The sequence below is a fragment of the Cyclobacterium sediminis genome (genome assembly GCF_054781075.1).
Genome location: NZ_BAAGVC010000003.1, coordinates 664521 through 690374, shown reverse-complemented (window position 1 = coordinate 690374; position 25854 = coordinate 664521). Strand labels below are relative to the sequence as shown.

20 protein-coding genes are annotated in these 25854 nt (G+C 37.9%); 6 read left to right on the top strand and 14 right to left on the bottom strand.

Annotated features, from left to right (window positions below; genetic code table 11):
• Positions 1-312: 312 nt before the first annotated feature.
• Together ACYVHJ_RS05270 and ACYVHJ_RS05265 are read right to left on the bottom strand one after the other, a co-directional pair.
• Positions 313-2214, bottom strand: coding sequence for a PspC domain-containing protein (locus ACYVHJ_RS05270; RefSeq protein WP_460513211.1), 1902 nt, complete (start codon positions 2212-2214; stop codon positions 313-315).
• Between the two features lie 50 nt (positions 2215-2264).
• On the bottom strand, positions 2265-2603 hold the full coding sequence (locus ACYVHJ_RS05265; RefSeq protein WP_303614695.1) for a PadR family transcriptional regulator: 339 nt from the start codon (positions 2601-2603) through the stop codon (positions 2265-2267).
• Between the two features lie 391 nt (positions 2604-2994).
• Here ACYVHJ_RS05265 and ACYVHJ_RS05260 point away from each other — a divergent pair, with 391 nt between their 5' ends.
• Together ACYVHJ_RS05260 and porU2 are read left to right on the top strand one after the other, a co-directional pair.
• On the top strand, positions 2995-4101 hold the full coding sequence (locus ACYVHJ_RS05260; RefSeq protein ID WP_460513208.1) for a PorV/PorQ family protein: 1107 nt from the start codon (positions 2995-2997) through the stop codon (positions 4099-4101).
• On the top strand, positions 4088-9142 hold the full coding sequence (gene porU2, locus ACYVHJ_RS05255) for a putative type IX secretion system sortase PorU2 (RefSeq protein ID WP_460513206.1): 5055 nt from the start codon (positions 4088-4090) through the stop codon (positions 9140-9142). Before ACYVHJ_RS05260 ends, porU2 begins: the two co-directional genes overlap by 14 nt.
• Here the strand turns inward: porU2 and ACYVHJ_RS05250 are convergent.
• Positions 9131-10567, bottom strand: coding sequence for a hypothetical protein (locus tag ACYVHJ_RS05250; RefSeq protein ID WP_460513204.1), 1437 nt, complete (start codon positions 10565-10567; stop codon positions 9131-9133). The two genes, porU2 and ACYVHJ_RS05250, sit on opposite strands and share 12 nt — an antisense overlap.
• A gap of 437 nt (positions 10568-11004) precedes the next feature.
• Between ACYVHJ_RS05250 and ACYVHJ_RS05245 the strand changes: the two genes are divergently transcribed.
• A complete protein-coding gene (locus ACYVHJ_RS05245) occupies positions 11005-11922 on the top strand; it encodes a sugar phosphate isomerase/epimerase family protein (protein WP_460513202.1) in 918 nt (305 codons plus the stop codon).
• A gap of 309 nt (positions 11923-12231) precedes the next feature.
• Here the strand turns inward: ACYVHJ_RS05245 and ACYVHJ_RS05240 are convergent, their stop codons facing one another.
• From ACYVHJ_RS05240 to ACYVHJ_RS05205, 8 genes are all read right to left on the bottom strand, one after another.
• Complete coding sequence (locus ACYVHJ_RS05240) at positions 12232-13641, bottom strand: DUF6600 domain-containing protein (RefSeq protein WP_460513200.1); 1410 nt, start codon at positions 13639-13641, stop codon at positions 12232-12234.
• Positions 13642-13790: 149 nt separating this feature from the next.
• Positions 13791-13970 (bottom strand): Lacal_2735 family protein, encoded by a 180-nt coding sequence (locus ACYVHJ_RS05235; protein WP_460513198.1) that lies wholly within the window; start codon positions 13968-13970, stop codon positions 13791-13793.
• A 45-nt stretch (positions 13971-14015) separates the two neighbouring features.
• Positions 14016-15599: a toxin-antitoxin system YwqK family antitoxin gene (locus ACYVHJ_RS05230; RefSeq protein WP_460513196.1), complete on the bottom strand. Its 1584-nt coding sequence runs from the start codon at positions 15597-15599 to the stop codon at positions 14016-14018.
• Between the two features lie 157 nt (positions 15600-15756).
• Complete coding sequence (locus ACYVHJ_RS05225; RefSeq protein WP_460513194.1) at positions 15757-16359, bottom strand: hypothetical protein; 603 nt, start codon at positions 16357-16359, stop codon at positions 15757-15759.
• On the bottom strand, positions 16353-17351 hold the full coding sequence (locus ACYVHJ_RS05220) for a 3-oxoacyl-ACP synthase III family protein (RefSeq protein ID WP_339903590.1): 999 nt from the start codon (positions 17349-17351) through the stop codon (positions 16353-16355). Before ACYVHJ_RS05220 ends, ACYVHJ_RS05225 begins: the two co-directional genes overlap by 7 nt.
• A gap of 83 nt (positions 17352-17434) precedes the next feature.
• Positions 17435-18337, bottom strand: coding sequence for an MBL fold metallo-hydrolase (locus tag ACYVHJ_RS05215; protein WP_460513192.1), 903 nt, complete (start codon positions 18335-18337; stop codon positions 17435-17437).
• Positions 18337-19035, bottom strand: coding sequence for an SOS response-associated peptidase (locus ACYVHJ_RS05210; protein WP_460513190.1), 699 nt, complete (start codon positions 19033-19035; stop codon positions 18337-18339). Before ACYVHJ_RS05210 ends, ACYVHJ_RS05215 begins: the two co-directional genes overlap by 1 nt.
• Before the next feature lie 18 nt (positions 19036-19053).
• Entirely contained in the window at positions 19054-20022 is a 969-nt protein-coding gene (locus ACYVHJ_RS05205) for a YheT family hydrolase (protein ID WP_460513188.1), read from the bottom strand.
• A 122-nt stretch (positions 20023-20144) separates the two neighbouring features.
• On the opposite strand from ACYVHJ_RS05205, the gene ACYVHJ_RS05200 reads away from it, so the two are divergent.
• Together ACYVHJ_RS05200 and hslV are read left to right on the top strand one after the other, a co-directional pair.
• The gene (locus ACYVHJ_RS05200) at positions 20145-21797 is read left to right on the top strand and encodes a dihydrolipoamide acetyltransferase family protein (RefSeq protein ID WP_460513186.1); all 1653 of its coding nucleotides are present in this window, start codon (positions 20145-20147) and stop codon (positions 21795-21797) included.
• A gap of 90 nt (positions 21798-21887) precedes the next feature.
• On the top strand, positions 21888-22430 hold the full coding sequence (hslV, locus tag ACYVHJ_RS05195) for an ATP-dependent protease subunit HslV (protein ID WP_460513184.1): 543 nt from the start codon (positions 21888-21890) through the stop codon (positions 22428-22430).
• A 39-nt stretch (positions 22431-22469) separates the two neighbouring features.
• On the opposite strand, the gene ACYVHJ_RS05190 is transcribed toward hslV, so the two are convergent.
• Positions 22470-22766 (bottom strand): Dabb family protein, encoded by a 297-nt coding sequence (locus ACYVHJ_RS05190; protein ID WP_339906185.1) that lies wholly within the window; start codon positions 22764-22766, stop codon positions 22470-22472.
• Positions 22767-23112: 346 nt separating this feature from the next.
• Complete coding sequence (locus ACYVHJ_RS05185) at positions 23113-23457, bottom strand: single-stranded DNA-binding protein (RefSeq protein ID WP_339906183.1); 345 nt, start codon at positions 23455-23457, stop codon at positions 23113-23115.
• Positions 23458-23646: 189 nt separating this feature from the next.
• Between ACYVHJ_RS05185 and ACYVHJ_RS05180 the strand changes: the two genes are divergently transcribed.
• Entirely contained in the window at positions 23647-24045 is a 399-nt protein-coding gene (locus ACYVHJ_RS05180) for a hypothetical protein (RefSeq protein WP_339901980.1), read from the top strand.
• Here ACYVHJ_RS05180 and ACYVHJ_RS05175 read toward each other — a convergent pair.
• Positions 24035-25822 carry a glycoside hydrolase family 15 protein gene (locus ACYVHJ_RS05175; protein ID WP_339901979.1) on the bottom strand — a complete coding sequence of 596 codons (1788 nt, stop codon included), beginning with the start codon at positions 25820-25822 and terminating at the stop codon, positions 24035-24037. The genes ACYVHJ_RS05180 and ACYVHJ_RS05175 overlap by 11 nt on opposite strands.
• Positions 25823-25854 lie beyond the last annotated feature (32 nt).

Below are 25854 nucleotides of genomic sequence, written 5' to 3'. Positions count from 1 at the left end.
ATTAACCTTTGTGATTCAGGTCTGATTTATGTTTAGTTAAAGTATTGCTTTAAAACCTATTAACCTAAAAATCAAACAGGAATTTTTTCTTTTTCAATAGCATCTAATAGAAGGTCAATTAGGAAAATCGAAATAATTGATCTGAGTCATAATGAAGATGTGGTGGCTTTATAATGGAGTGATCTCTGGTCAACTCGGTGAAAAGGCATGTTTACAAGTGCTGAGGTTGATAAAAAATCCCCCCGCTTATTTAATTAAATAGGCGGGGGGATTAATATGTACAGAGTGATAAGTAGTTGTTAGCCTAGCCTGCTATTTTTTCATTATAAAACTCTCATTGTATAAAGATCTGGAAAGGCTATCGGTAGAAGATTGTTTGTGGTCATTGACACAATTCAAGCAAAGCAAGCCATTTTCATTATATACCCAATAGTTTTGACTATTGATATCTCTGTTTTTATATCCGTCTTTTCCTAAGGTGTTTCTTAAAATTGAGAGTAAATTACGATCAATTACAAAGGCCTTGTTATAGGGGATAAATAATGTCTGCTCCAAGTGTTGCATCCTAAACTTTGCTGTGTCGGGAAAGGTCAGGGATTTATCGAAAATCAACAGGCTGTCAGTAAGTTGTAATTCGTAGGCTACTTCCGAAGCATTTTCTATGGCGTCACTTCTATTGGAGCCCTTGGAAATAAACTTTTGCTTCACTATCAAGTCATCCTTTTCATGCCCTTTTAGTTGTAGTTTAACAAAGCCTAGTTCGCCTTCATCTATTCCACTACTTTCGGCGCTTAATAATAGTGTGTTTTCAGGAACTTCAAGATTTTGGTCAACCGTAAAACTGCCTTCACTTTTAAATTGACCAATTATTTTTGGTGCTTGGAAGGCGCCTAAAAGAATGCACATGATCCAAATGCCGAAGATAACAAGACCAAACCTTCCATCGATGAGGTTCCTTTTGATTAATACACTAATGCCTAAAAGAACCAATACTATACTTGGTATAAAGACAATCACAGATAGCGCAATTGCCAACCATACAGGTAAAAGCTCAGCAATGGTATTGATTGGGAAACCGTCCCACATATAAGCCCAATCATTGCTAATGATCAATTCACTGTAAAGTCCTAAAAAGGCAAGTGGGATTATAAGGATTACCATTCCTAAGGTAAAAATCAAGAGACCAAAAAATACCCTTATGACTGCCAATAAGAATGCTCCAAATGGGCCAAGTGCTTTCCCTATAGCATTAATTGCTTTTCCTAGGAACCTAAACGGAGCGAGCACTATTCTTTTTGAAGTAGACTCCTCCTTGCTGCTTTCGGTAGATAGATTTTGCTGGATGGTGGTCTCAATATTACTTAAAGTTATAGCTCCCCCTTTCATCTCAATCCTCTCTGTAATGGATTTGGCCATAGGTGTAATTATCCATAGGATAAAGTACAATACAAATCCTGAACCTCCGGCAAAAGTAAGACCGAAAAAAGCCAGCCGTACCCAAATGACATCTATATCGAAATAAGCAGCCAAGCCACTACCTACCCCTCCCAATACCCTATCATCAGGGTTTCTGTAAAGCTTCTTGATGTTTTTATCTTCCGGTTTATCATAGGAGACCGGAAGAATAATCCATAGTAAGGCATAAGCAATTACCGTCCACCAGCCGATGGCAGTGTTCAAATGAAAGCCTTCAGAAAGGAAAGGTAAGCTTAGTGCATTTAAATTTAAGCCGCCGCTAAACAGCATTAATATGGTGATGAGTCGGGTCCAAAGCGGGTCTATGGAGAAATAGTTTGCAAAGCCGGCACACACTCCTCCCAGTATTTTACCATGGACCAGGCGGGTTAGTTTCTTATATCCTTTCCCTGAATTTTGATCCGGAGGAGTTACGTATTTATAAAAGTCATTGTTTGGATCCTCAGTCTGTTTTTCCTCCTCCAAGTCCTGTTCAATAGCTTTAAAATCCGCTATTGTTCCCATTTTTTGGATTAGGTTAGAAACATTGTCTGCTGTAATAACCTGCTTATTGTTTTTTAGATTACTTAGGAAGATTTCGGCTATCCTATTTTCAATGTCGGTAATAATTTCTTGATTATCCTCGTAATGGGAGAAATGTTGATTGATGGCATCCAGGTAATTTTTTAAGGCGGTATATCCATCCTCCTCAATATGGAAGAGAATGCCACTGATATTTATGCTAATTGTCTTTTTCATGATTTAAATGACTAAGGTCAAGAAAATATATATTAATTACTTGATCGTTCCTATTCGTTTTTTGCTTTCGCTATTATTTGATTGACGGATGTGTCCAGGTTTTCCCATGTCTGCTGTAAGTCATTTAAGAATTCCAGCCCCTGAGGCGTGATAGAATAATATTTTCTTGGTGGACCTGCCTCTGATTCCACCCATTTATAGGAAGCTAATTTGGCATTTTTCAGCCTGTTCAAAAGAGGATATAAGGTACCTTCTACAATTATCATCTCAGCACTTTGCAACTCCTCTATCAGATCGGTCGCGTAGACCTCTCCTCTGGAAATGATATGTAATATGCAGAATTCCAAAATCCCTTTCCGCATTTGGGTTTGGGTGTTTGAAGCTTTCATGTTTTATTGTTCAAAGAAATATACTAGTTCACAATTATTTTAATCGATTGATCTCACCTATTGGAAAAATAATACCAACTTTTTACCTGCTAGTAGGTATTGCCTAATTCCATGATATGCAAAGATCGAAGCAATACCCAATTTTGGGCTAAAATGCGTTAATTTTTGTTTTAAAAGCAGATTATGGTAGGGCTAATAAAATATTAAAATTTTGCGTTTTTTTTATTCTAACTAGTATTACCAATAACCAAAGTATTTTTTTGGATGTCACCGTACAGTTTATTGTTCAGATGTGAACAATTCCGAACAAAGCATTCAATAATTTTTTAATTTCAGAATATTTACAATGGTTTTTTCTTTTTACTTTGCGAAAGGATTATTATTTAAACTCATGTTTGGTAGGGTAAATTTTTGTGTGTTGGTGGGGATTTTGCTATCAGGAGCCGTAAGAGCCCAAGGGATAGCCCCTAAATATTCCAACGAATTCATGAACATTGGGATTGGAGCTAGGGCTTTAGGTATGGCCGGAGCCCAAGTGTCAGCAGTCAATGATGTTACCGCCGCCTATTGGAATCCTGCAGGTTTGCTTGGGATCAAGCACGAGCACGAATTCTCTTTGATGCATGCTGAGTATTTTGCGGGAATTGCAAAATTTGATTTCGCAGGTTATTCTACAAATATTCAAGAAGACAATCAAATAGCTGTTTCACTCATTAGGTTTGGGGTAGATGATATCCCAGATACTCGATTTTTATATGATGCCAATGGAGCCTTAAATTATGACAATATCCAGTTTTTTAATGCTGCGGATTATGCATTGCTTTTGTCCTTTGCTAGGGATATTAGTGATTATTTAAAGGTGGGAGTGAATGCAAAAGTAATCCATAGAAATGTAGGTAAATTTGCCAAGGCATGGGGTTTCGGGTTAGATTTTGGAGCTATTTATATGGAAAATGGCTGGCGTGTTGGCTTAATGGCCAGAGACATTACTACCACCTTTAATGCCTGGTCTCATAACGCTGAATTGGTAAGAGATATTTATGCCCAAACCCAAAATCAAATTCCTATCAATAGTATAGAGCTTACCCTCCCAAGAGCTACCCTCAGTTTTTCCAAGAATTTTGAGCTAACAGAGGAGATTGATTTTTTGACGGTATTGGATGTAGATTTAACCTTTGACGGAGAAAGGAACGCATTGTATGGAAGCGACCTGTTTAATTTGTCTCCTAAAATCGGAATGGAGCTGGGGTACAGGCAGACTGCATTTTTTAGGATTGGAGCGGGAAATGTGCAAACATTGAAAGATTTTGATGGTTCCAAATACACTTCTTTTCAACCCGGTTTTGGCTTGGGGTTTAGGGTAAGTGAGGCCGTTCTAGTGGATTATGCCCTTACTGATATAGGTAGTATTTCAGAAACGCCTTATTCTCATGTTTTCAGTGTTAAAGTTTCACTTAACCCATTAAAGTCTGGTTTTAGATTATATGATGGATTATAGAATAAATAGTTTTAAGGCCTTGCGTATGACCTTCCTTTTGGTGGGGATTTTTCAACACTTTTTTGTGAGTGGGCAGTCAAATGATTGGTTGAATTATGATAGAGACTATTATAAAATACCTACAAGCTCGGATGGAATTTATCGATTAAGCTATACCACCCTTTCTGCATCAGGCCTGTCAGTAGATGATTTGGATCCCCGAGAGATCAAAGTTTATCACCGGGGTGAAGAGGTGTCGGTGTACATTAGTGGTCAAGAAGATGGCTCATTTGACCAGAATGATTACCTGGAATTTATAGGGAAAAGAAATGATGGAACATTAGACAAATTATTGTATGAAGATGAATCTTGGATGACCAATCCTCATTACAATACACATAATGATACTACAGCATTCTTTCTTACAATAGACCAGGGTAATTTGGGTAAAAGAATTCCAACTCCTGCTGCAGGAGAAGGCTTAGAACAAGTCGAGATATATGAGTTGGAGTCTATACAGCATTTTGCTGAGCAATATGCTTTGGGAAGAGAATATTTCCCCGGAGTACATTTATCCATATATGACCAAGGCCAAGGCTGGACTTCTTCCACAATTTCTAGGGGAAGAAGTAGAACATTAACTTTTGAAGGCTTGGGGCAGGTAGTGGAAGGCAAAGCTAGTCCGCAGCTGGAGCTTAGCATAGGCGGGAGATCCGAAACCTCCCATAAAATGACAGTTGAGATAGGCCCTACTGTCAATAACTTAAGAGAACTGGGGCAGTATACCTTTGAAGAATTTGAGAACTATGTGCTGGTAGAACAACTTGAATTGTCTGATTTTTCAGCCGGAGGAGAATGTTATATTAGAGTGACTTCCTTGGGGGTTGACAATAACCTAGACAATATTTCCATAAATTATGCGCAATTAAATTACAGCAGTACTGGTGTTTCAGGAGATTTTGAAGAGGAGATATTTACTTTTAGTGAAGGTGGAAAGGCATTGGTAATCAATAATGTAAATGAGGAATATACTGCGTATAACATCGCGGATATTTCTAACCCAGTAAGACTTGAGGTGAAAAAAACAGGTACTGACCTTTACCTTCCTACAGGAGCAACTGCAGGGCAAGTACTGGTTCAAAATCAAAGAAATATACTTGAATTAAATGTATTAGAAAAGGTTAGGTTTAGGGATTTACTCAATCAACAGGCTAATTTTATTATTATCTCTCATAAATTGCTCAGGGAGCCGGCAGACAATTACGGTGACCCGGTAGGGGCATATGCTGCTTACAGGGCCACACCTGTGGGAGGAGGCTATGATACCCTAACAGTGAATGTACAGGATTTGTACAATCAATTTTCTTACGGGGAACAATCACCTTTGGGGATCCGAAGGTTTTTAGCTCTTTATCAGGAGCAATTTGTACCTGAAAATATTCTTTTGGTAGGTAGAGCTTACGGTATTTTCAATACGAAAAGGTCTTCAGGGATTACTTATTTTTATAGAGATAACCCTGCGGTTTTTAGTTTTCAAGAGTTGGTTCCCACCTTTGGGTATCCTTATTCTGATAATCGATTTGTGATTGGTTTAGATCCATCAAAACCATTGGAACGAAATACTAGTGTTGGCCGGATTCCTGCCAGAACCCCCAATGATGTGGCGGCCTATTTGGATAAAATAAAGGAAAAAGAGGCCTTAGGTGTTTCAGAGACTTGGCAGAAAAATTTGATGCACTTAAGTGGAGGAAGATCTGCCTTTGAATTGGAGAGGTTTTATAATTTCCTCAATGGGTTTAAGGTAATCGCTGAGGATGTTTATCTTGGTGGGAATGTGGAGACGGTAAGAAAAAGATCCAATGAAACAACCGAGTTAATTAATATTTCAGATCAGGTAAATGCAGGTTTGAGTTTGGTAACTTTCTTTGGTCATGCCGCACCTTCCACTACCGATATAGATATTGGTTTTGCCAGTGTTAATGAGATGGGATACAGGAACAAAGGAAAATATCCTGTCTTATTATTAAATGGCTGTGATGCAGGAAATGCTTTTGGAGATGCTTATACTTTTGGTGAAGACTGGATCATCACTCCGGAGCGAGGGGCCTCAAATTTTCTGGCACATGCAGATGTGGGGATTGATGTGTATTTAAGGAGATTTAGTGAATCCTTTTATACCACAGCTTTTTCAGACTCCAGCATGATTTATCAAAATCTTGGAAGGGTAAAACTTCAGGCGGAAAAATTGTTTTTTTCCAAATATGGGGATTCTGAAGTAAATCAATCTCATGCCAACCAAATTATCATGTTGGGAGATCCGGCAGTTAGGATTTTCCCTGCCAATAAAGCAGATTATGTGATTTATGCAGATGATATTGAATTAGGAGGAGTAAATGATCAAGTTTTGAATTCACTTTCCGATACTTTAGAATTAACTCTTCCAATTAGGAATTTGGGGATTGTAGATCTAGAAGAGGTGGAGGTAGATGTCAGTCGGCAACTTCCAGATGGAACCCTTATTACCCTGCCCACAAGTACAATTCCTCCTGTATTTAGGTTAGATACTTTGGTGCTCTCTATCCCAAACTCAGGCATCAATTCTTTTGGTGATAACTTGTTTACCATCACTGTAAATAAAGGCAAAGAGATTGACGAAATGACTTATGCCAATAATACAGTGTCGGTTTCATTCTTTGTTCCTTTAAGCGGAACACTGAATTTGTTTCCTTTAGATTTTGGAATTGTTAAAGAAAAAGAAGTAACGTTAATTGCTCAAATCCCGGGATTAACAACAGCGCAAAGAAACCTAACCATTCAGCTGGATACCGCTTCAGATTTCTCAAGCCCAAGAAGGAAAGAAGTACGGATCACTACCAGTAATTTGGCCAGATGGAAAGTGAATTTATTTGAAGATATTCCTCAAGCTGATTCATTGACATTTTATTGGAGGACTAAATTTTCTTCCCCTAGAGAAGGGGAAGATGTAAGTTGGAAAGGGAGTAGCTTTTCTTATATAGAAAATGGACCGGAAGGCTGGACACAAAGAAAATTGCCTCAGTTTTTAGACAATCAATTATCCAATATCAGTATTTCAGCTTCGGATCAACAGTGGCAGTTTCAAGAAACAGCCCTAAATATTGATGTTTTTACTTTTGGTTCAGAAAATGAAGATTATGGTGTGGAGAACACCCAGATTATGCTAAATGGTGTGGCCTATATTTTAGATACCTTTAACCGTTTCTGCCCAAATGGGACACTTGGATTGATGGCTTTTGATCACCAGACTTTAGAACCTTACCTGCCGGTTCCATTGGTAACCATAGATGTATTGGACTCTAGGTCCTGCGGTAGAGTACCTCAGGTTATACAGAGCATCTCCAATGCCAGGATAACAGGTGAAGGCAATACCATGCTATTGGACTTTGTAGATGGAATGAAAGAAGATGATTATGTTATTATTTTCTCAGTTGGGAGGGTGACATTTTCTGATTGGCCTGATGAAGCATATATCAAATTAAAGGAATTAGGAGCAAATGAGGCCACATTAAGAAACTTAGTAACCGGTGATCCTTATATACTTTTTGGAAAAAAAGGCATGCGTCCGGGGGAAGCCATTGAGGTGGTGCCAACCACAGCTGATGAAATTGAAAGAGATTCTCAGGTTATTTCTTTCGAAACAGATATTCAAGGTTATTTTCCTACAGGTAGCATACTGTCCCCAAAGGTGGGGCCTGCATCAGATTGGATTAGCTTTTTCAATGAAGTGAGAGGAAAAGATTTGTTTCAGCCGGAAAATAGTTCCATGGATGTGTTAGGAGTGACTCCTGACGGAGGTGAGGTTTCCTTGTTGCAAGATGTGACCTTGGAAACAATGGACCTTACCGCTTTTGATGCCAATAGCTATCCTTACCTTAGATTGCGTTATTCTTTGGAAGATTTGCCTGATCAAGAGTTACCACAATTGGCCAAGTGGCAGGTTGACTATACCGGTGTGCCTGAGGGTGTGCTGATTTTGAATGATCAAAGAAGCGAAGTGATCTTAGATGAAGGAGAAGAAGATCAATTGACGTTTGAATTCATCAATATTTCAAAACATGATTTCCTTGATTCTATTCAAGTAGACTATTCCTTCCTGAATGTTGACCAACGGAAAGTTACAGAATATTCTATAAAAATACCGGCTGTAAAAGGCGGAGAGTCTACAACTTTCACCATTGAATTTGACTCCAAAGGCAATGGAGGGAATAATTCCTTGAATGTGTTTGTAAATCCAAGGATTTTAACGGAACAAGTTTATAGAAATAATGTGATGGATTTGCCTGAGTTCTTTAAAGTAAATAGCGATGATCTAAACCCGGTTTTGGATGTCAATTTTGATGGTAAATACATAATGAATGGTGACATTGTTTCTCCAACGGTCATTATTTCTGCAAAGGTGAAGGATGAAAATGAGATTGCGCTCAAGCAAGATACCACAGGGATGGAGTTGATGTTAAGGGCACCATGTGAGACTTGTGATTTTGAAAAAATTAGCTTCAGTAATGAGAGGGTAAAGTGGTTTCCGGCTACCGAAAACGCGGATTTCACCATAGAATTTCAGCCCGGACCATTAGATGATGGGATTTATACCTTGAAAATAAATGCAAGTGATGCGGCAGGAAATATGGCCGGAACCGTTCCTTATGAAGTTAGTTTTGAGGTGATCAATGAGAGTCAGATTACTAATTTTTACCCCTATCCCAACCCTTTTAGTAGTAATGTAAGGTTTGTGTTTACCGTTACAGGTGCGGAGATTCCTGATGAAATAAAAATCCAAATCATGACCATAACCGGGAAAGTGGTCAAGGAAATTTTCCAGGATGAATTGGGTCCTGTATCTATTGGGAATAATATTACAGAATATGCCTGGGATGGAAAAGATGAATTTGGCGACCAATTGGCCAATGGTGTTTATATTTACAGGGTTTTGGTAAGAAAAAATGGACAGTTTATGGAACATAGAAATACTTCAGGAGACAAGGCCTTCAAAAAAGGGTATGGAAAAATGTATTTATTGCGTTGATGAAGCCAAATAATAAATTATCAATCCATTTTCCTTGTGTACCCCAATAGTCGGATTGTTACTTAAATCATTGATTTCCATTTTGTTAAAAAGGATGATAATTGCTGCCCCATTTAAAAGTGCTTCTACACTTTTCTTGCGTTCCAAAATGGATTCCTTCTTGCTAAGTTGGTAGTTTTTCCCCTCTATAAACCGGGTTTTTGGAGCAATTTGAAGAACATCATTTTTTAAAAAAGAAAGCATAATTTTTTCAGGAGCATCAGTATAAATCTGTTGGCGATTTCCAATCAGTAGCTTGTCAATGGTTTGCTTTTTTTTGCTGTAATGAAAGTTTTTTGCTGCAAATAAAGATGAAACATCATCTCTTTGCCAAATCAAATAATGGCCCAATAAAGTATGGCCTGTGATAAGAATGGCAATTGTTATCAAGGCCACTACTTTTCTCGTTTGTATCAGAAATAGCCATAGTGCCATTGACAACACTAGCAGGTGCGGGAATAATGTTCTGAAATTAATTTCTTTGTAGCCGATCCACTGTTGAAAGCCAAGAAAAAAAACGCTATATACCAGACTGATCAAGATTAGTTTGTAAATAGGCTCCCTGAAATTATGCCGGAATCTTACAATATAATAGCTTAACCAAATGAAACCCAAGCAGCCTAAGGCAAAGGCTACAGGCATTGGAATGTATTGGGTAATAAAGTCAGAAAAGATTAATCCAAGGCTTACCTGCGCCCAAGTAGCCAAATTTTCATAGAAAAGCTTAAAGGGATTTGTTATAAACATTTCTAAAACTACCTGATTAGACAGATGGATTTGGAGAATATTTTCAGGTAGAACCAGTTGATATACTGCCCATGAACTTAAGAGGGCAGCTATTACAATTAGCCATTGTTTTTCTTTACTAAGGATTAACCAGGCACCTAAAAGTGGAATCAAAAATAAGCTATTAAGCTTGCACCATACCATCACTGCTGAAAGTAGGCTAATTAGAATTATACTCCTTTTGTCATCGGCGTTATTCCGGATAAATAAATATATCCAAAGCAGAAACAAAACATAAAAATGACTGTCTGCATGTGCGCTTCCTAAAATGCGGAAGGACCACCATGAAAGTAGGCTGCAACCCAATGCGTAAAAAATACTTTTGTTTTTAATTTGGGTTTGTTGGTAGAATTTAAAATTAAACAACATAGCGAGAAAAAACATCGCTATTGCCGAAATACTTGCCCTATCAAAAATAGAAAGAAAAGAAAATGGGGGTAAAGAAAGCACAAAGGAATAAAAGGGAGACAAGACACCAAGTTCTTCATAATTGCCTTCAATCATTTTTAAATACCCAATGGTATCAGGTGTGATATATGGGCCGTACTTCCAAAAATCCAACAAGGTGCCAATCAGAATGGCATAAAAAAGTATCTTCAAAGCAGTAACAGTTTTCCTTTCGTTAGGGAGCGAACTTTGACCAGATACCTTTCTATAAAAATTCCACATAAACGTTAGTAGTTTTGAAAGAATGCATAAGCTTTGGGAGGGAAATCAGCGTTTCAGATTTATTAGGATTGGTTTTTATAAAAAATGTAGATTCTTAGAAAGGGTAAAGTTATAAATAATATTAAGCGATTTGAAAATAAGGTGCGTTAGTTGGTTCTTCTGGGAGACTGTTCTTCCTCGTTAGGGAACACTAGCTGAAGGTAATGCAATTTAATTGTCCTATTAAGTCTTAAACCTTGAAACCTATTGATCCCTTCTTGCGCTTCCTTTTGCCATTAATTTTTGTAGTTTTATGGGGCTAATACGGGGATTAACCAAATTCAGAATTGTATTAAATTGGCCAATAATTAAGAAGTAAATAAATGGAGATGAATAGAAGAAATGTACTCAAAACGATGGGGCTAAGCTCATTGGCTGCAATTCAGCCAATGAAATCATTTGCTGCACCAAAAAAGAAAGGCAAGTTTACTTATTGTTTAAATACAAGTACCATAAGAGGTCAAAACCCGGGTTTAGCCAAGTACATAGAAATCGCTGCTGAAGCAGGCTATGATGGGATCGAAATCTGGATCCAGGATTTACAAAAATACCTTGCTGAGGGAAATAGTACTTCTGTTTTGGCTTCCCAAATTAAGGATAGTGGATTAAAAGTTGAGAATGCCATAGGTTTCGCTCCTTGGATGGCTAATGATGAAGAAAAAAGCAAGCAAGGATTTAAGCAGATGGAAGAGGAAATGAATTTACTTGCGGCCATAGGCTGTCATAGGGTAGCCGCTCCGGGAATTGGTGCTGAAGCCCCGGTAGATCTTTTCTCAGCAGGTCAAAAGTTCAAAGAATTAATAAACTTAGGAAGGAAAACCGGGGTCATGCCTCAATTGGAATTTTGGGGCGCTTTCAAACCTTTTCACCATTTAGGGCAAATCCTAATGGTGGCGGCAATAGCCAATGATCCGGATGCACGTTTGTTGCCTGATATTTATCATTTGTTCAGGGGTGGTTCGGGTTTTGATGGATTAAAACTGGTTTCAGGAGATGCCGTAGAGATCTTTCACATGAATGATTTTCCTGCAAATATACCTAGGGAAGAACAAGCCGATAAGGATAGGGTTTATCCTGGCGATGGTGTGGGCCCCTTGGTTCAGGTGGTCAAAGACCTTCAAAATATGGGAGGTGATAAAGTATTGTCACTTGAATTGTTTAATCCTGACTATTGGAAACAGGATCCCTTGCTAGTAGCCAAAACAGGACTCTCTAAAATGAAAGCCATAGTGAAAGAGGCTTCTTAAACCCGAAATATGCAATAGACCTGTTATGATGTGCTGAAATCATTTCTTAGTCAGCTATTTCGTTGCTGTTTTTAATTTCATCATAGTGATGCCATACTAAAATCTTCAAACAATTTAATTTTCTTGCCATTTCCCAACCCTTCCCGTGGAAAGGGGCAGGCTTCACAAATTCTTTAGCATAATCCTGCGTAAAAAATGATTTATAGATAAAAATAAAAAAATGCAGCTTAAATTTTAAGCTGCATTTTTATTAGTGTTTGATGAAAGATATTGCCTTATGAAGCTTTACCTTCTTTAAATATTAACGGTTTAATTTCCTCTTGTAGACCTACTGGACCTTGTAGCTGAAGATGAACTTCTAGAGCTTCTGGAAGAACTACCTACTGTACCCCTGTTTTGGGTTCGGTTACTACTGCTGGAGGACCTGATCCTTGAATTTGTAGATCGCTGCGGTGCTTTTTTTACGCGACTGTTATTTCTTGAAGGAGGAGTAACAGTTCGAGAGTTTGAGCGGTTTCTAGGTGCGCTCCTTACTTCTCTTCTCTGGGCAGGAGTACTCTGTCTTTTAACGTTTGGTTGGCTGCTAACACCACTAGATCTACGATTAGTGGATGAAGGTGAAGTACTTCTTTGGATCACCTTATTTCTATTGGTAGCAGCGTTGCCATTACTTCTTCTTGAATTGGGAGTTACCATAGACCTATTAGATCTCGTACTGTTTGAAGGAGAAACAGCTCTTTGATTCGAATTGCTTCTACCAGGTGTAACGGTACTTCTTGCTGACCTTGAAGCCGGACTATTGCTCTTTCTTAAGGTTTCAGACCGTACATTATTGTTTCTTGAGTTAGTTGCGGAAGATGATCTTCTAATTGAAGGGTTTCCTGCAGTTGATCTCGCATTACTATATTCCCTAGCACTCACATACTTTTTCGGTCTGACGGTATTAGAGCTTCTAGATGAAGACCTTGGAGAAACTTGAGGCCTGTATAGATTGATACTATTGTTTCCAATCGAAGCCCTACCCGGCCTTCTCCCTTGTTTTACTGTAAATACAGGAACGTTTTTTCGGGTAGTTCTTTTTAACTCTGCCCTGCTTGGACCTGCATTGAACCTTACATTATTGTGAACATAGGTATTGTTAATAATAGTTGTTTGATTGTAGATTACATTTACATTGCGTCCACGCATAAAATACCTGTGGATTTTTCTACTTAATAATCTTCTCCTTGGTACGAATACCCAGTGAGAATATCCATAGTGTCTGGCGGTACGGTAAAAGTGTCTTTGTGGTCCTAAAGGAACCCACCCGTAATAACCTCTACCTGATCTCCAGCTAACCCATGCAGGACCCCATTCGTATCCGGGGATCCAGGCCCAACCATAAAAATCACTAAAAAACCATCTACCATAGTGGAAAGGTGCCCATCCCCAATTGTATTGAGATACCCATGTATTTCCATAATTGGACATTACCCAGTGACCATTGGTACTGTAGGGTTGAAATGATTGGTCTACGTAAGGTACCCAAATAAACCCATAATTAGGATCCTCTATCCAATCTCCGTATGGACTTAATTCATCATAAAATACCTGAAATGAAATTGATATAGGGGCTGCCTTTGTATTTTGTTTACTACCAACAAAGAATAATAGTAAAACTAAGCCAATTACTTTTAAGGATGCTACATACCTTGACCAGTTGTTTATTGAATTTTTCATGGCACATAATTATTGGTGATAATATTGATATTACAATAAGTGTTCCAAGTTTTCTTCAATTTTACGCGGGTGTCTTAAAAGATGTTAATAGAGGTAAATCGGTTTGTGATTAGCTATAAATTGAAAGTTAAACAATTGGATTTGTGAAATTACTTAGCTTGGTGAATTTTCAATTTGTCAATTTTTTTTGCAACCTCTTCTGCATCAGCCATTAACTTGTCAGAAAGTTTACGGTCATGATGTGAAGCTTTATGTGCTTTTTCAAGGAAAGATTGGTATTGTTCCTGAAGTTTTTCTAGAGGTGATTTCTTTTTAAATAGTCCAAACATCGCTTTTTATTTAGACAACACGTAAAAGATCAATATGTTCAGACATTAATCAAAATCTTGAAATAAGTCACTTTCTTCGGGAATTTCATTAGGTAAAACTTCATCATCATCAAATTGGATAATATCTTCAAGGTTTCCGGAACGGGTATAATATTTCCAAGGTCCTTCTTTTTTGCCATCCACCATTTTTCCTTCGGAGGCTAACCTTCCGTTATCATGGTAATATTTCCAATTCCCCTCAGGTTTGCCGGATTGGTAGTTGCCTTCCGATTCTTTTGCCCCATTAATATAATAGGTAATCCTAGTGCCATTTCCATCCCTTAAGGTACCCGGATTTAATGTTTTACTGCCATTGTAATTGTTATATTCGCTAATGTTTAGCAACCTGCCAAAATCCCAAGTTTCCTCTTGAGTCAGTTGCTTGTTGTCATAAAATAGACCCCAAATACCATCCTCCTGACCAAGTAAATAACTTCCTACAGACTTCAATTGGCCACCATCGTAATAATAAAACCATTGCCCATGTTCATTGCCCAATTGGTATTTACCTTCGGCAACAAGGATTCCAATTTTATTAAAGTATTTCCACAGTCCTGATTTCAAGTCATTTTTATATTCTCCTATGGAAAATAAGTTGCCTTCAGGATAATAGCTTTTCCAAACCCCGGATCGAAAACCATTTTCATATTGCCCTCTGACAGACGGTTTTCCATTGCTGTGATTTTCAATGTATTTACCTGTAGGTACACCTAAGTCATAAATAACCTGCTTTGACAATGATTTATCTGTGAAGAATTCTTCCCATTTTCCAACTGGAATGTCATTTTCGTATCTTTCTACCCTTGCAGTTCTTTTGTTTTCATAGAAATAGGTCCAGGTACCGGTTTTATGGCCTGATTTGTCATAGAGTTTTACGGACTCCACAATATTGGTATTAGGGAAATAACTCGTCCATTTTCCAACTCTTCTTCCCGAATTGTATTCTCCGGACTCCTGAATTCTACCATTTGGTGAGAATCTCTTGAATTCACCATCCGGTTGATTGTTGGTGTAGTTTGCCTCAACAACCAACTGATCAAATGGATCATATTCTTTATAAGGGCCAACCTTTAACCCTTCTTCGTAATTAATCTCAACTGCTTTTTTTCCATTATCATAGTAAAAAACCCATTCGCCGGTTTTTTTTCCATTGATATAATTGCCCTCAGTTTTAACTTGTTTGGGATTGGCATACCCAGACCTGCTTTGGTTACCATAGTATTCTTTATAAGGGCCTACTAATACGCTGTCTTGATAAACCGCATTTTTAATCAAAGCTCCACCTAAATCGTACTCTAAAAAGGACCCATTCCTTTTGTTGTCTTTATACTCTGCTACAATATGTTTTTGTTTGTTTGAAAAATAAATGGTCCATTCCCCATCTTTAAGACCATTTTTAAAATTACCTTGTTGGATGAGACGGTTGGTTTTGGGGTTGATAAATTTCCATAGTCCATCCATTTTGTTGTTTAGCATGACGCCATTGCCCATAAGGGTGGAGTCTTGGTTATAGAGGTTTACTACTTGGCCTTGTCCATACGAAGAAGACACAAAAAAAATCATCAAAAGCCAGGCAAATGTATATTTCATGAGTTTTTTAATCGATTTAGTAAAGTCATACGAAATGGATACAATCTTGGTTCCAATTTACATTATATAGTTAAAAAATTACATTTCATTCGGTGAAAGTTTAACAATATTTCTATTTATAGCTATTGCTAACTTAATTAAAACCAAAAACTAAAATTTATCTCTCAAGATGAAAGGCATGAAAATCTATAAATTCTGCTTCCAATTTTTGACGAAGCGTACTGAGATTATCAAATGAGATTGGTTTAATTATTTGAAAAGGAAATTCACTTTTAAGGTGATTCATCATCAGTTCTAGAGTTAGACTACTGCTTGGAATAATCTTTTTTTGATCGATTATTTCCTTATAATCCCAAAGGCCGGTGGTGCACAAATCAAAAGATTTATACTTTAACCATTTGAATAGTTTATTGGGCTTTACAATTAAGGGGTGATTTGCACCATAAAAGACAAGGAAATAGGCTCCTCTTCCCCACCAATGTAGGATTCTGATATTTAACCCGGTGTTAAGATCAAAATCCCTCACAATGTCTAACACTTGATAGGGGCAGCTTTGCAATTCATTGCCTTGGCTGATTTTAATGCCTTTATGCTCATCATGGATCTCCTCAATTTTATTAAAAGGAATACGATTTCCTACCAGAGACAATGCATGAATAAATTCTTTTTTTGCCCGACTTATGTTTTCAAATAATTCCTTTTCTTTCGTGATTTGAATTAAGGTGGAGATTGAACCAGTATCGTCATGATTTTTTACCATCTTATCAGAGCTGAAGCCCAAGAAAAGCCACTACCAAAGGCTGCCAGACAGACCAGGTCGCCTGATTTGACTTTCCCTTGCTGCATAACTTCACTTATAGCGATAGGAATTGTAGCTGCAGTGGTATTTCCATAATACATGATATTGTTGAAGACCTGTGCATCGCTTAACCCCATTTTTTCTTGGATGTATTGGCTAATCCTTAGGTTTGCTTGATGAGGGATCAATAAATCAATGTCAGAGCTATGGAAACTATTGGCATTTAAAGCTTCTTCAATCACCTCTTTAAACCTCAATACCGCATGTTTAAAAACTGTGTTTCCATTCATTGATAAATTAAAAGAGCCACTTTCGATTAAGGGGGTAGAAAGTCTAATTTCTCGGCTACTTCCAGGGTCTTTAACATATAGTTCTTCAGCAAAATCGCCATCTGCATGCAGGTGAGTAGTAAGGATCCCTCTGTTTTTATCCTCAGTAGCGCTACAAACTACTGCACCTGCCCCATCTGCAAAAATGACGGCACTGGATCTACCCTCATCATTTTTACTTAATGCTGAAGACTGAATTTCTGCTCCTACTACAAGAATGTTTTTGTACATACCTGTCTTGATAAACTGATCCGCAATGGAGAGGGCATAAATAAATCCTGAGCAGGCATTTCTTACATCCAATGCTCCAATGCCCTGTAAACCAAGTTCTCTTTGAAGCAACACCCCATTTCCAGGGATAAAATAATCCGGTGTAACGGTTGCAAAAATGATAAAATCAATAGCGTTAGTTTCAATTCCGGCATTTTGAATAGCCATAATTGATGCATTTTTTGCCATGCTGGTGACAGTGTCCACACCCGGTGTAAACCACCTTCTTTCCCGAATACCTGTTCTCTCTACGATCCACTCATCATTGGTATTCATCATTTTGGAAAGGTCATCGTTTGTTACGACTCTTTCCGGTAAGCAATGGCCGGCACCTGCGATAATTGATTTCAGCATTTTACTATTGATATTAGTTGGACAACAAATATGTTGAATTTAATTGAAAAATCAATTTTGGTGTTTTTGTCAAATTATGAAAATCATAATCGGTTTTCTTTTTTCAATTTCCAATACCTAAGTAAACCTCCTACTGACATCCAACTAGGGTTGGCTAGTTCATATAGCTTCTGAAGATTTTTGTCGGCACCTTTACTTTCCAATTGCTTGGCGGTGTATTTCATAAATTCAGGTGTGATATCATCAACTTGATCCTTATTGTCAAACCTTTTTTTTATCCAACGGGCCCAGTCATCAAGAATTTCTATCAATTGGTCTAGGTGCTCTTTTGGATTGATGATTTTACCAAAATGAGTTAAGTACAATCCCTTAGGTTGGCGATCTAATATTTTGGCAACGGAGGCCTTCCATGCTTCAATATCAATGTCGGGAGGAGGGCAAGGAGGAACTACAGGCCCATCATTTATTTTAACCCCGCCCACATCACCAGTAAATATCATGTCATCTAATTGCCAGGCAATATGGTGGCTGGCATGGCCCGGGCTGTGAATGGGAATGAAGGTTAGGTCTTCAATCAAAACCTGTTCTTTGTCTTCCACAGGAACCAGCAAACTTTGGTCAATACTTTCCATTGGCCCCCATAAGGTATCCATTTGTTCATTGCCATAGATCTTAGCGGCAGAGTTCCAAAGCCTTTCGGGGTTGGATAAGTGTTCCAAACCCTTTGGGTGGAGGTATACCTTTACGCCGGCTTTAGCAAATTCCCATGCAGCTCCGGCATGGTCAAAATGTATATGGGTCAACAGAACAGCAGCTAAATCTTTAGGTTGATAACCAAGATGCTGCAGGCTAAATTTCAACTGAATCCAAGTACTGTGGGGGCCTGTTTCAATTAATACCGGTTTACCCTCGCCTTGAATTAAGAAACTGGCAATAGTTTCTTCAACCTGCTGAAACTTCAAGTCAATTGTCTGGATTGTATACATTATCCAAAAAGGGTGTAATTACCAAACTGATCCATAGGAAGTGTTTTCCTAATTACAAAAGGGCTGTCGTTTACTACTTGGTTAACCATAGGTGATACGGTGTATTTTGTCATTTGCTCATCCGGATAGGGGGCTAGCATATCCAATAGCTCATCTTCGCTACTGTTTAGGTTCAGCCATTTTTCTTCGTTCTCTTTTTTTAAGATTACCGGCATTCTATCGTGTATTTCGGAGGTCAAGCTGTTGGGTCGGGTTGTTAATATGGTAAATGTGTGAGCAATTTCCCCTTTTTCAGTTTCAAACTCTTCCCATATTCCTGCAAATGAAAACAAAGACTCATTAAGAAAGACAAACCTGTAAGGAACTTTGGTTTTTTTTCCCACCTTTTTCCATTCAAAAAAGCCATCTGCCGGAACCAGGCATCTACTTTTTTTAAAGGCGTTCTTAAAAGAAATCTTTTCCGTGATAGTTTCAGCCCTGGCATTGATCAGTTTATTGGCCACAGGTTTGTTCTTTGCAAAGCTTGGGGTGATGCCCCAATAGAAGTGAGAAAAGCCTTTTGGACTATCTGAAGTGATCACTGGAACCAATTGAGAAGGTGCAATATTGTACCGAGGTTTGAAATCTTCCAGCATCTCTGCTTGAAATCTTTCTTCAAGTTCCATTTTTGATTTTGCGAGCGAATATCTTCCACACATATTATTTTTATCAAAATCCTAATTAAAATTTTTATTTTGGATGAATTCCAAAGCCCTTGTTTCCGACCAGAATCTTTCTTTTACTGTTCTTGGGCTAAATCCAACATGGCCTCCATGTTTTGGGTATTCCAGGTACAAGGATGTCTCATATTTATTGGCATTGGTTGGATAACAAGCCCTACTTAAAAATGGGTCATTTTGCGCGTTCAATACCAAGGTGGGGTGTTTAATATGGGGTAGAAAATGCAGGGAGGAACACTGCTGGTAATAATCCGCGGCATCCTTAAACCCATGCAACGGGGCTGTAAATTCATTGTCAAAACCCCTTAGTGAATGAATACCCGAGAGTTTTTTAACCGATAATTTTTCTGGGAATAATAAAGCTTTTTTTCTTATTTTCTGCTTTAACGAATAAAGAAAGTTATAGGCATATAATTTATTTCCAAATTCGTCTATTCTGTCACAAGAGCCTCCCAAATCCAAAGGTACCGAAATAGCAACTGCTTTTTCTATGTATTTTATACTTTTCCAGGTGTGCTCACCGAGGTATTTAAGGGTAAGATTAGCGCCCAAGCTAAATCCTATTAGGTGGATTGTAGGATAATGTTTGGCAGCATGAGAAATTACCAAGTCTAAGTCATAAGTGGCTCCGGAGTGATAAAATACGGGTTGAGTATTCATGGATTCACTACAACCTCTAAAATTCCAATTGAGGACATCGTAACCTGATTCAAAAAACATTTTTGCCATTCCTGTCATATAAGGTCTTTGGCTGTTTCCCTCCAAACCATGACTCAAAATAACTAAACTATCCTTTCCTTTTTTTAACCAGTCAAGATCTAAGAAATCCCCGTCAGTTGTGTTAATTCTCTCCCTTTTAAATGGTAAATCAACTTTTTTTCTAAAGATGGCAGGGTAAATGGTTTGTAAATGGCCATTAAAAAGAAGCTGATTTCGGAGATATTTTGATGTTTTAACTACTGGCATTCTATGACTTTACTCGATTCACTTTTCTATCTTACGTGAAAATACTATTATTAAATTTGAATAAACATATTTTAAGAACTATTTTTGGATTGCTGAAAATATGAATTCGAATAATTTAACTTATGGCCGAAATAATACGAATGCCCAAAATGAGCGACACCATGGAAGAAGGGGTGATTGCTCAATGGTTGAAAAAGGTAGGTGATAAAGTAAAACCCGGAGATATTCTGGCAGAAGTGGAAACTGATAAAGCGACCATGGAACTGGAATCATACGATGAGGGTACCTTGCTTCACATTGGAGTAAAGGAAAAGGATGCTGTTCCTGTCAATGGTGTTATTGCCATTCTGGGTGAAGAAGGTGAGAATATAGACGATCTTTTGAAAGATGTGGACTCAGGAGGAAGCTCAGAAAGTGCTGCTGCTGAAAGTAAAGAAGAAACAGCTGAAGAAAATTCTGAAGATAAAGCTAAGGAAACTACTGCTGAAATAGATGTTTCAGGAATTGCTGCTACGGTAATCACTATGCCTAAGATGAGTGATACCATGCAGGAAGGTACCATCGCCAGCTGGTTGAAAAAGGAGGGAGACGAAGTCAAGGCAGGTGATGTCTTAGCCGAGGTGGAAACTGATAAGGCGACCATGGAATTAGAGTCTTATGATGATGGAACCCTGCTTTACATCGGTGTGTCTGAAGGGGATTCGGTTGAAGTAAATGGAGTCATTGCCATCATTGGTGAGAAAGATGCTGATTATAAGACCTTACTTAAAGCCCACCAACAAAAATCATCTGGTGCTGAAGAGGCAAAATCAGAACCTGCAAAAGAAGAGAAACCAGCTCCAAAAGCAGAGGAAAATAAGCCATCTAGTGCTGTAGCCGATTCTACTTCTAATTCAACGGATAAAGGTAGAATTAAAGCCTCTCCTCTTGCCAAGAAAATGGCAAGCGAAAAAGGCATAGATATTTCACTCGTTCAAGGAAGCGGTGATAACGGCAGAATAATTAAAAAGGACATAGAGAATTTTGATCCTTCAAAAGTTGCAGCTACCGCTGCATCAAGCAGTGATTCGGCAGATGGCGTTGCCATAGGTCAAGAGTCCTATACTGATGTAAAAGTCTCTCAAATGAGGAAGGTGATTGCCAAGCGATTGGCAGAAAGTAAATTCACTGCACCTCATTTTTACTTGACCATGGAAATCAACATGGACAAAGCGATTGAGGCTAGAAAAAGTATGAATGAAGTTGCTCCAGTGAAAATATCTTTCAATGATATGGTCATCAAAGCAGCCGCTGCCTCTCTTAAACAACATCCAGCAGTTAATTCTGCGTGGATGGAAGACAAAATCAGATACAATGATCATGTTCACATTGGCATGGCTGTAGCTATAGACGATGGATTATTGGTTCCTGTTATTCGATTTACAGATAATAAATCCCTATCTCAAATTTCTAAAGAAGCCAAATCTTTGGCAGGGAAAGCCAAAAACAAAGAATTGCAACCAAAAGATTGGGAAGGCAATACCTTTACGGTTTCTAATTTGGGGATGTTTGGCATAGAAGAATTTACTGCCATCATAAATCCGCCGGATGCTTGTATTTTGGCAATTGGTGGAATCAAACAAACGCCAATTGTAAAAGATGGAGAAATCAAAATAGGTAATGTTATGAAAGTTACCTTGTCTTGTGATCACCGAGTAGTGGATGGGGCTGTAGGGTCAGCTTTCCTTAAAACTTTAAAAAGTTTACTTGAAGATCCTGTTAGGTTGTTAATCTGACATATCCAATCATTAAACAATGTCAAAAAGTCCTAGAAATAGGACTTTTTGTTTTAAGTATGGTTTTTGAGAAATAGTTTAAAAACAAAAATGGAAAAAATTAAATCGACTACCGTAGTTGCCATAAAGCATGAGGGGAAAGTAGCCATAGGTGCGGATGGGCAAGCGACGATGGGGAATACCATTGCCAAAAGCAGTGTCAATAAAATAAGAAAACTGCAGGGAGGTAAAATTGTAACCGGTTTTGCAGGATCAACAGCAGACGCTTTTACACTCTTGGAAAAATTTGAAGAGAAACTGGGGGCCTACAGCAACAATATGAAAAGAGCTGCAGTGGAATTGGCAAAGGAATGGAGAACAGATAGAATGCTAAGCAAGTTGGAAGCCATGATGATTGTGGCTGATGCTGAGGATATATTGATTATTTCCGGTACTGGGGATGTTATTGAGCCGGATATGGGGATCGCAACAATTGGTTCCGGTAGTATGTATGCTCAATCTGCTGCCAGGGCATTAAAGAAATTTGCCACCGGCTTAACGGCAAAGGAAATGGTGGAAGAAAGTTTAACCATAGCAGCTGATATTTGTATCTATACCAACCACAATACAATAATCGAAGAAGTAACCAATTAAAATTAAAAGAGGCTTTCTAGTAAGAAAGCCTCTATTTTATCAAACTTCGAAATCATAAATTTTGACCGAAGCCCATTTGTCTTTATGGTCTTTAATAAATTTGAGGTGAATAGGATCTTCTTGATACAGGTCATGATCCGCAATGCTTTCAAAATTAACCATTAGGGCAATATCGTAACTGTCATCAATTACTTCTCGTTTTTCCGTAGCAGCAGGTTTGCCTATGGCGTAACTTTTTACACTCTCTGCTTGCGCAATTTCTTTGCAACCTTCTAGAACTGCGTTTAAATCTTTTTCAGGCTTATGAAGCCAAAAGAATACTTGGTGTACAATCATAATAAATTTTTATTTGAAACTGGGTTTATAAGACCATAATCCCTAGGTGAGACTAGGGATTGTTGAGATAAGCTTTTAAATAGCTTGAACCAATAATAAATAAAGGTAAAAAGATAAGTTTAAAAAAGATAAAAACGCAAAGATTATGAAATGCCTAAATCCAAAAAGAACTAATTCCCTATAGGTTAGGCTTTATTGCTGGGAGAGGTACGGTGATGTAGAACCAATTGCTATAGCCTTTGCCTTATGCGCCATTCTATAAATGTGCAGAGAGTGGTGTGTAATATAAATCCTGGATACAAAAAGAGACTGTAATCTGTATCCAGGATTTAAGTTTACTTGAAATTCAGGCCTTGGACTTGTCACCCATAAGCAATACATCGTTGATTTGGACTTCTGTTATGTACCTTTTTTGCCCGTCTTTGTCTTCATAAGAACGATTGACCAGTTTGCCTTGAATGCAAATTTCAGAACCTTTGTCGGTATATTTGTTTATTATTTCGGCCGTTTTACCAAAGGCCACCAGGTTATGCCAATAAGTTTCTTCCACTTTCTCTCCTTTGCTATTTTTGTAAAACTCGTTAGTGGCAAGGTTTAATTTTACCATCGGAGTGTCTCCTTTTACTGTTTTGAAATCAGCTTTTGCGCCTAATCTTCCAATCAATTGTACATTGTTTCTAATACTGTTCATGATATTGTTATTTAGTGTGAATAGATAAATTCGTTTCCGATTTTGGAACAGTACAAAGTTGGGGAGTGCGGCTACATTTAGTCCGATGTTATACGTTTGTATCCGTTTGTAAACGTTTGTAAACGTTTACAAACGTTTTTTTAAATTTATTTTATACTTATATTAGGTTAAATAAGTGTTTTATAAAAGATGTCTCCTCGAATTCAAAATTGTATAGATTGCGGAGCCCCGCTAAATGGAAGGGCTGATAAACGGTTTTGTGATGATTATTGTAGGATCCATTACAATAATAAAATGAAATCCGGAGGCAATAATTTTATTCGAAACATTAACAATGCCTTGAAAAAAAACAGAAACATTCTTGCAAGTGTGCTGAAAGATGGAGAAGATACAACTAAAATTTCTAGAGAAAAATTATTAAACAGTGGCTTTATTTTTAAGTATGGAACGCATTCCTATACAACAAAAAAAGGCAGTAAATACATTTACTGCTATGATTATGGCTACCTCAAACTTGAACATGACTGGTTTTTGGTGGTTAGATTAAAAAATGAGCATTTGGACAAGCCAAATTCTATCAAAGGATAAAATTTGGCTTGTCTAGTTTTTTGTCAATTCTGTAAGCTGCATTCAATAGTCCTACATGGCTGTAAGTTTGAGGGAAATTACCCCACTGACTACCGGTATGTTGATCCACATCCTCTGAAAATAATTGCAAGTGGTTGCAATATTTACTGAGTGTCTCAAAGCCTTCCAATGCTTCATCCAAGCGATTAACGCAAGCCAAGGCTTCAATGTACCAGAAAGCACATATTAAGAAGGTGGTTTCCGGAGCGCCAAAATCATCTTGATGTTTGTACCTGTAAAACAAGTAGTTTTTGGCCAAAAGATCTTCTTCCAAAGCTTTTAAGTGATTGTTGGCTTTCTCTATATCGTCACCAAAATATCCCATAGTGATTAATTGCAAAGTGCTTGCATCCATGTGTTTAGATCCTATGGCTTGTGCATAAGCTTTTCTTTCAGGAATATAACAAGCCTCTATCTTCTGGATCGACTTATTTTTCAAATCGATGGCTTTTTCCATCATTTCTGTGTCGTTCATCCGTTCTGCTATTTTGATGGCCGCACATGATCCTGCCCAATGGAAAAGGAAGGTGTAGCAATGCTCTTGCTGTAAATTCCTAAATTCCCACAGTCCGGCATCTTTTTCATCCATAGTTTCTTCAATTTTATCAAGTAGGTTATTGATAAAAGGTTTTGAATGACTTTTTTCGGATTCTACAAACCGTTTGTCAGCGTATAGAGGGAGTAAGGTTACCAATACTTGTCCGTAAAGATCATTTTGAATATGGGTATAAGCGTCGTTGCCAAACCTGACGGGTTTTTCACCTTTGTAACCATCCAGATCCGAGATAACCTCAATAAGTTTGGAGGACCCTGTAATGGCATATAATGGCTGGTACCTGCCTCTATTATCAGTAGGAAGGTTTTGTAGATATTCAAAATACCTTTCCAGTTCCTCAAAATGGCCAAGATGATTAAAAACATTTAAGGTATAATAGGCATCTCTCATCCAACAATACCGATAGTCCCAGTTTCTAGTTGAGCCGGGCGACTCCGGTAAACTGGAAGTAGATGAAGCGATTATTCCCCCGGTATCTTCATACTGGTGAATTTTTAGAATCAGTGAAGAGCGGACAACCAGTCTCTGGTGAAAATTTGGAATACTTGTAGATTTAACCCAATTTCTCCAATACTTAAGTGTAGCGATTAAAAATTTTTCAACCGTACTTTCTATAGGAGCTTCTAAGGGGCTGCCATAAGTAAGCACCAGGTATACTGTTTTTTGAAGGTGAAAAGCCTCCTCTTCCATTATATAAGTAATGGAGCAATTGGTGGTAAGTCTAACTTCTTGATCTCTTCCGGAGTATTGGATGTGATTGCTTTCTGGAATTGCTTTTAGTTTATTTTTACCGTAGTTTGAAACGGGATGGCAATTGATTTTGATCTTAGGTTCACCTTTAATGGGTTTGATTTTCCGAATTACCATGGATGGTTTAAAATACCTTTCATAATTGAAAAACCTTGGGGCAAAATCTGTGACCTTATAAGCCTCACCCTCCGCAGTCTCAATAAATGTGTCGAGGATATTAGAATTTTCACGGTATTCTTGACGAGAAGTAAAGTTATTGTCGGGAGGTAGGATAGTAAATTCCCCGCCTTTTTCCTTGTCAAGCATGCTGCCAAATAAAAAATCACTGTCAAATCTTGGCATACAAAGCCAACTTATATTTGTGTTTTTTTCGATGTGAGCGATGTAACTACAATTGCCTATTAATCCGGTGCCGTAGGTATGCTTTTCCATAAAAGTAGGATGTGTTTAGAGTGATTATATTA

Bases quoted from the DNA above. Each gene is read 5' to 3' on its own strand.
- ACYVHJ_RS05270 (WP_460513211.1), bottom strand. From the start codon at position 2,214: ATGAAAAAGACAATTAGCATAAATATCAGTGGCATTCTCTTCCATATT.
- ACYVHJ_RS05265 (WP_303614695.1), bottom strand. From the start codon at position 2,603: ATGAAAGCTTCAAACACCCAAACCCAAATGCGGAAAGGGATTTTGGAA.
- ACYVHJ_RS05260 (WP_460513208.1), top strand. From the start codon at position 2,995: ATGTTTGGTAGGGTAAATTTTTGTGTGTTGGTGGGGATTTTGCTATCA.
- porU2 (WP_460513206.1), top strand. From the start codon at position 4,088: ATGATGGATTATAGAATAAATAGTTTTAAGGCCTTGCGTATGACCTTC.
- ACYVHJ_RS05245 (WP_460513202.1), top strand. From the start codon at position 11,005: ATGAATAGAAGAAATGTACTCAAAACGATGGGGCTAAGCTCATTGGCT.
- ACYVHJ_RS05240 (WP_460513200.1), bottom strand. From the start codon at position 13,641: ATGAAAAATTCAATAAACAACTGGTCAAGGTATGTAGCATCCTTAAAA.
- ACYVHJ_RS05235 (WP_460513198.1), bottom strand. From the start codon at position 13,970: ATGTTTGGACTATTTAAAAAGAAATCACCTCTAGAAAAACTTCAGGAA.
- ACYVHJ_RS05230 (WP_460513196.1), bottom strand. From the start codon at position 15,599: ATGAAATATACATTTGCCTGGCTTTTGATGATTTTTTTTGTGTCTTCT.
- ACYVHJ_RS05225 (WP_460513194.1), bottom strand. From the start codon at position 16,359: ATGGTAAAAAATCATGACGATACTGGTTCAATCTCCACCTTAATTCAA.
- ACYVHJ_RS05220 (WP_339903590.1), bottom strand. From the start codon at position 17,351: ATGCTGAAATCAATTATCGCAGGTGCCGGCCATTGCTTACCGGAAAGA.
- ACYVHJ_RS05215 (WP_460513192.1), bottom strand. From the start codon at position 18,337: ATGTATACAATCCAGACAATTGACTTGAAGTTTCAGCAGGTTGAAGAA.
- ACYVHJ_RS05210 (WP_460513190.1), bottom strand. From the start codon at position 19,035: ATGTGTGGAAGATATTCGCTCGCAAAATCAAAAATGGAACTTGAAGAA.
- ACYVHJ_RS05205 (WP_460513188.1), bottom strand. From the start codon at position 20,022: ATGCCAGTAGTTAAAACATCAAAATATCTCCGAAATCAGCTTCTTTTT.
- ACYVHJ_RS05200 (WP_460513186.1), top strand. From the start codon at position 20,145: ATGGCCGAAATAATACGAATGCCCAAAATGAGCGACACCATGGAAGAA.
- hslV (WP_460513184.1), top strand. From the start codon at position 21,888: ATGGAAAAAATTAAATCGACTACCGTAGTTGCCATAAAGCATGAGGGG.
- ACYVHJ_RS05190 (WP_339906185.1), bottom strand. From the start codon at position 22,766: ATGATTGTACACCAAGTATTCTTTTGGCTTCATAAGCCTGAAAAAGAT.
- ACYVHJ_RS05185 (WP_339906183.1), bottom strand. From the start codon at position 23,457: ATGAACAGTATTAGAAACAATGTACAATTGATTGGAAGATTAGGCGCA.
- ACYVHJ_RS05180 (WP_339901980.1), top strand. From the start codon at position 23,647: ATGTCTCCTCGAATTCAAAATTGTATAGATTGCGGAGCCCCGCTAAAT.
- ACYVHJ_RS05175 (WP_339901979.1), bottom strand. From the start codon at position 25,822: ATGGAAAAGCATACCTACGGCACCGGATTAATAGGCAATTGTAGTTAC.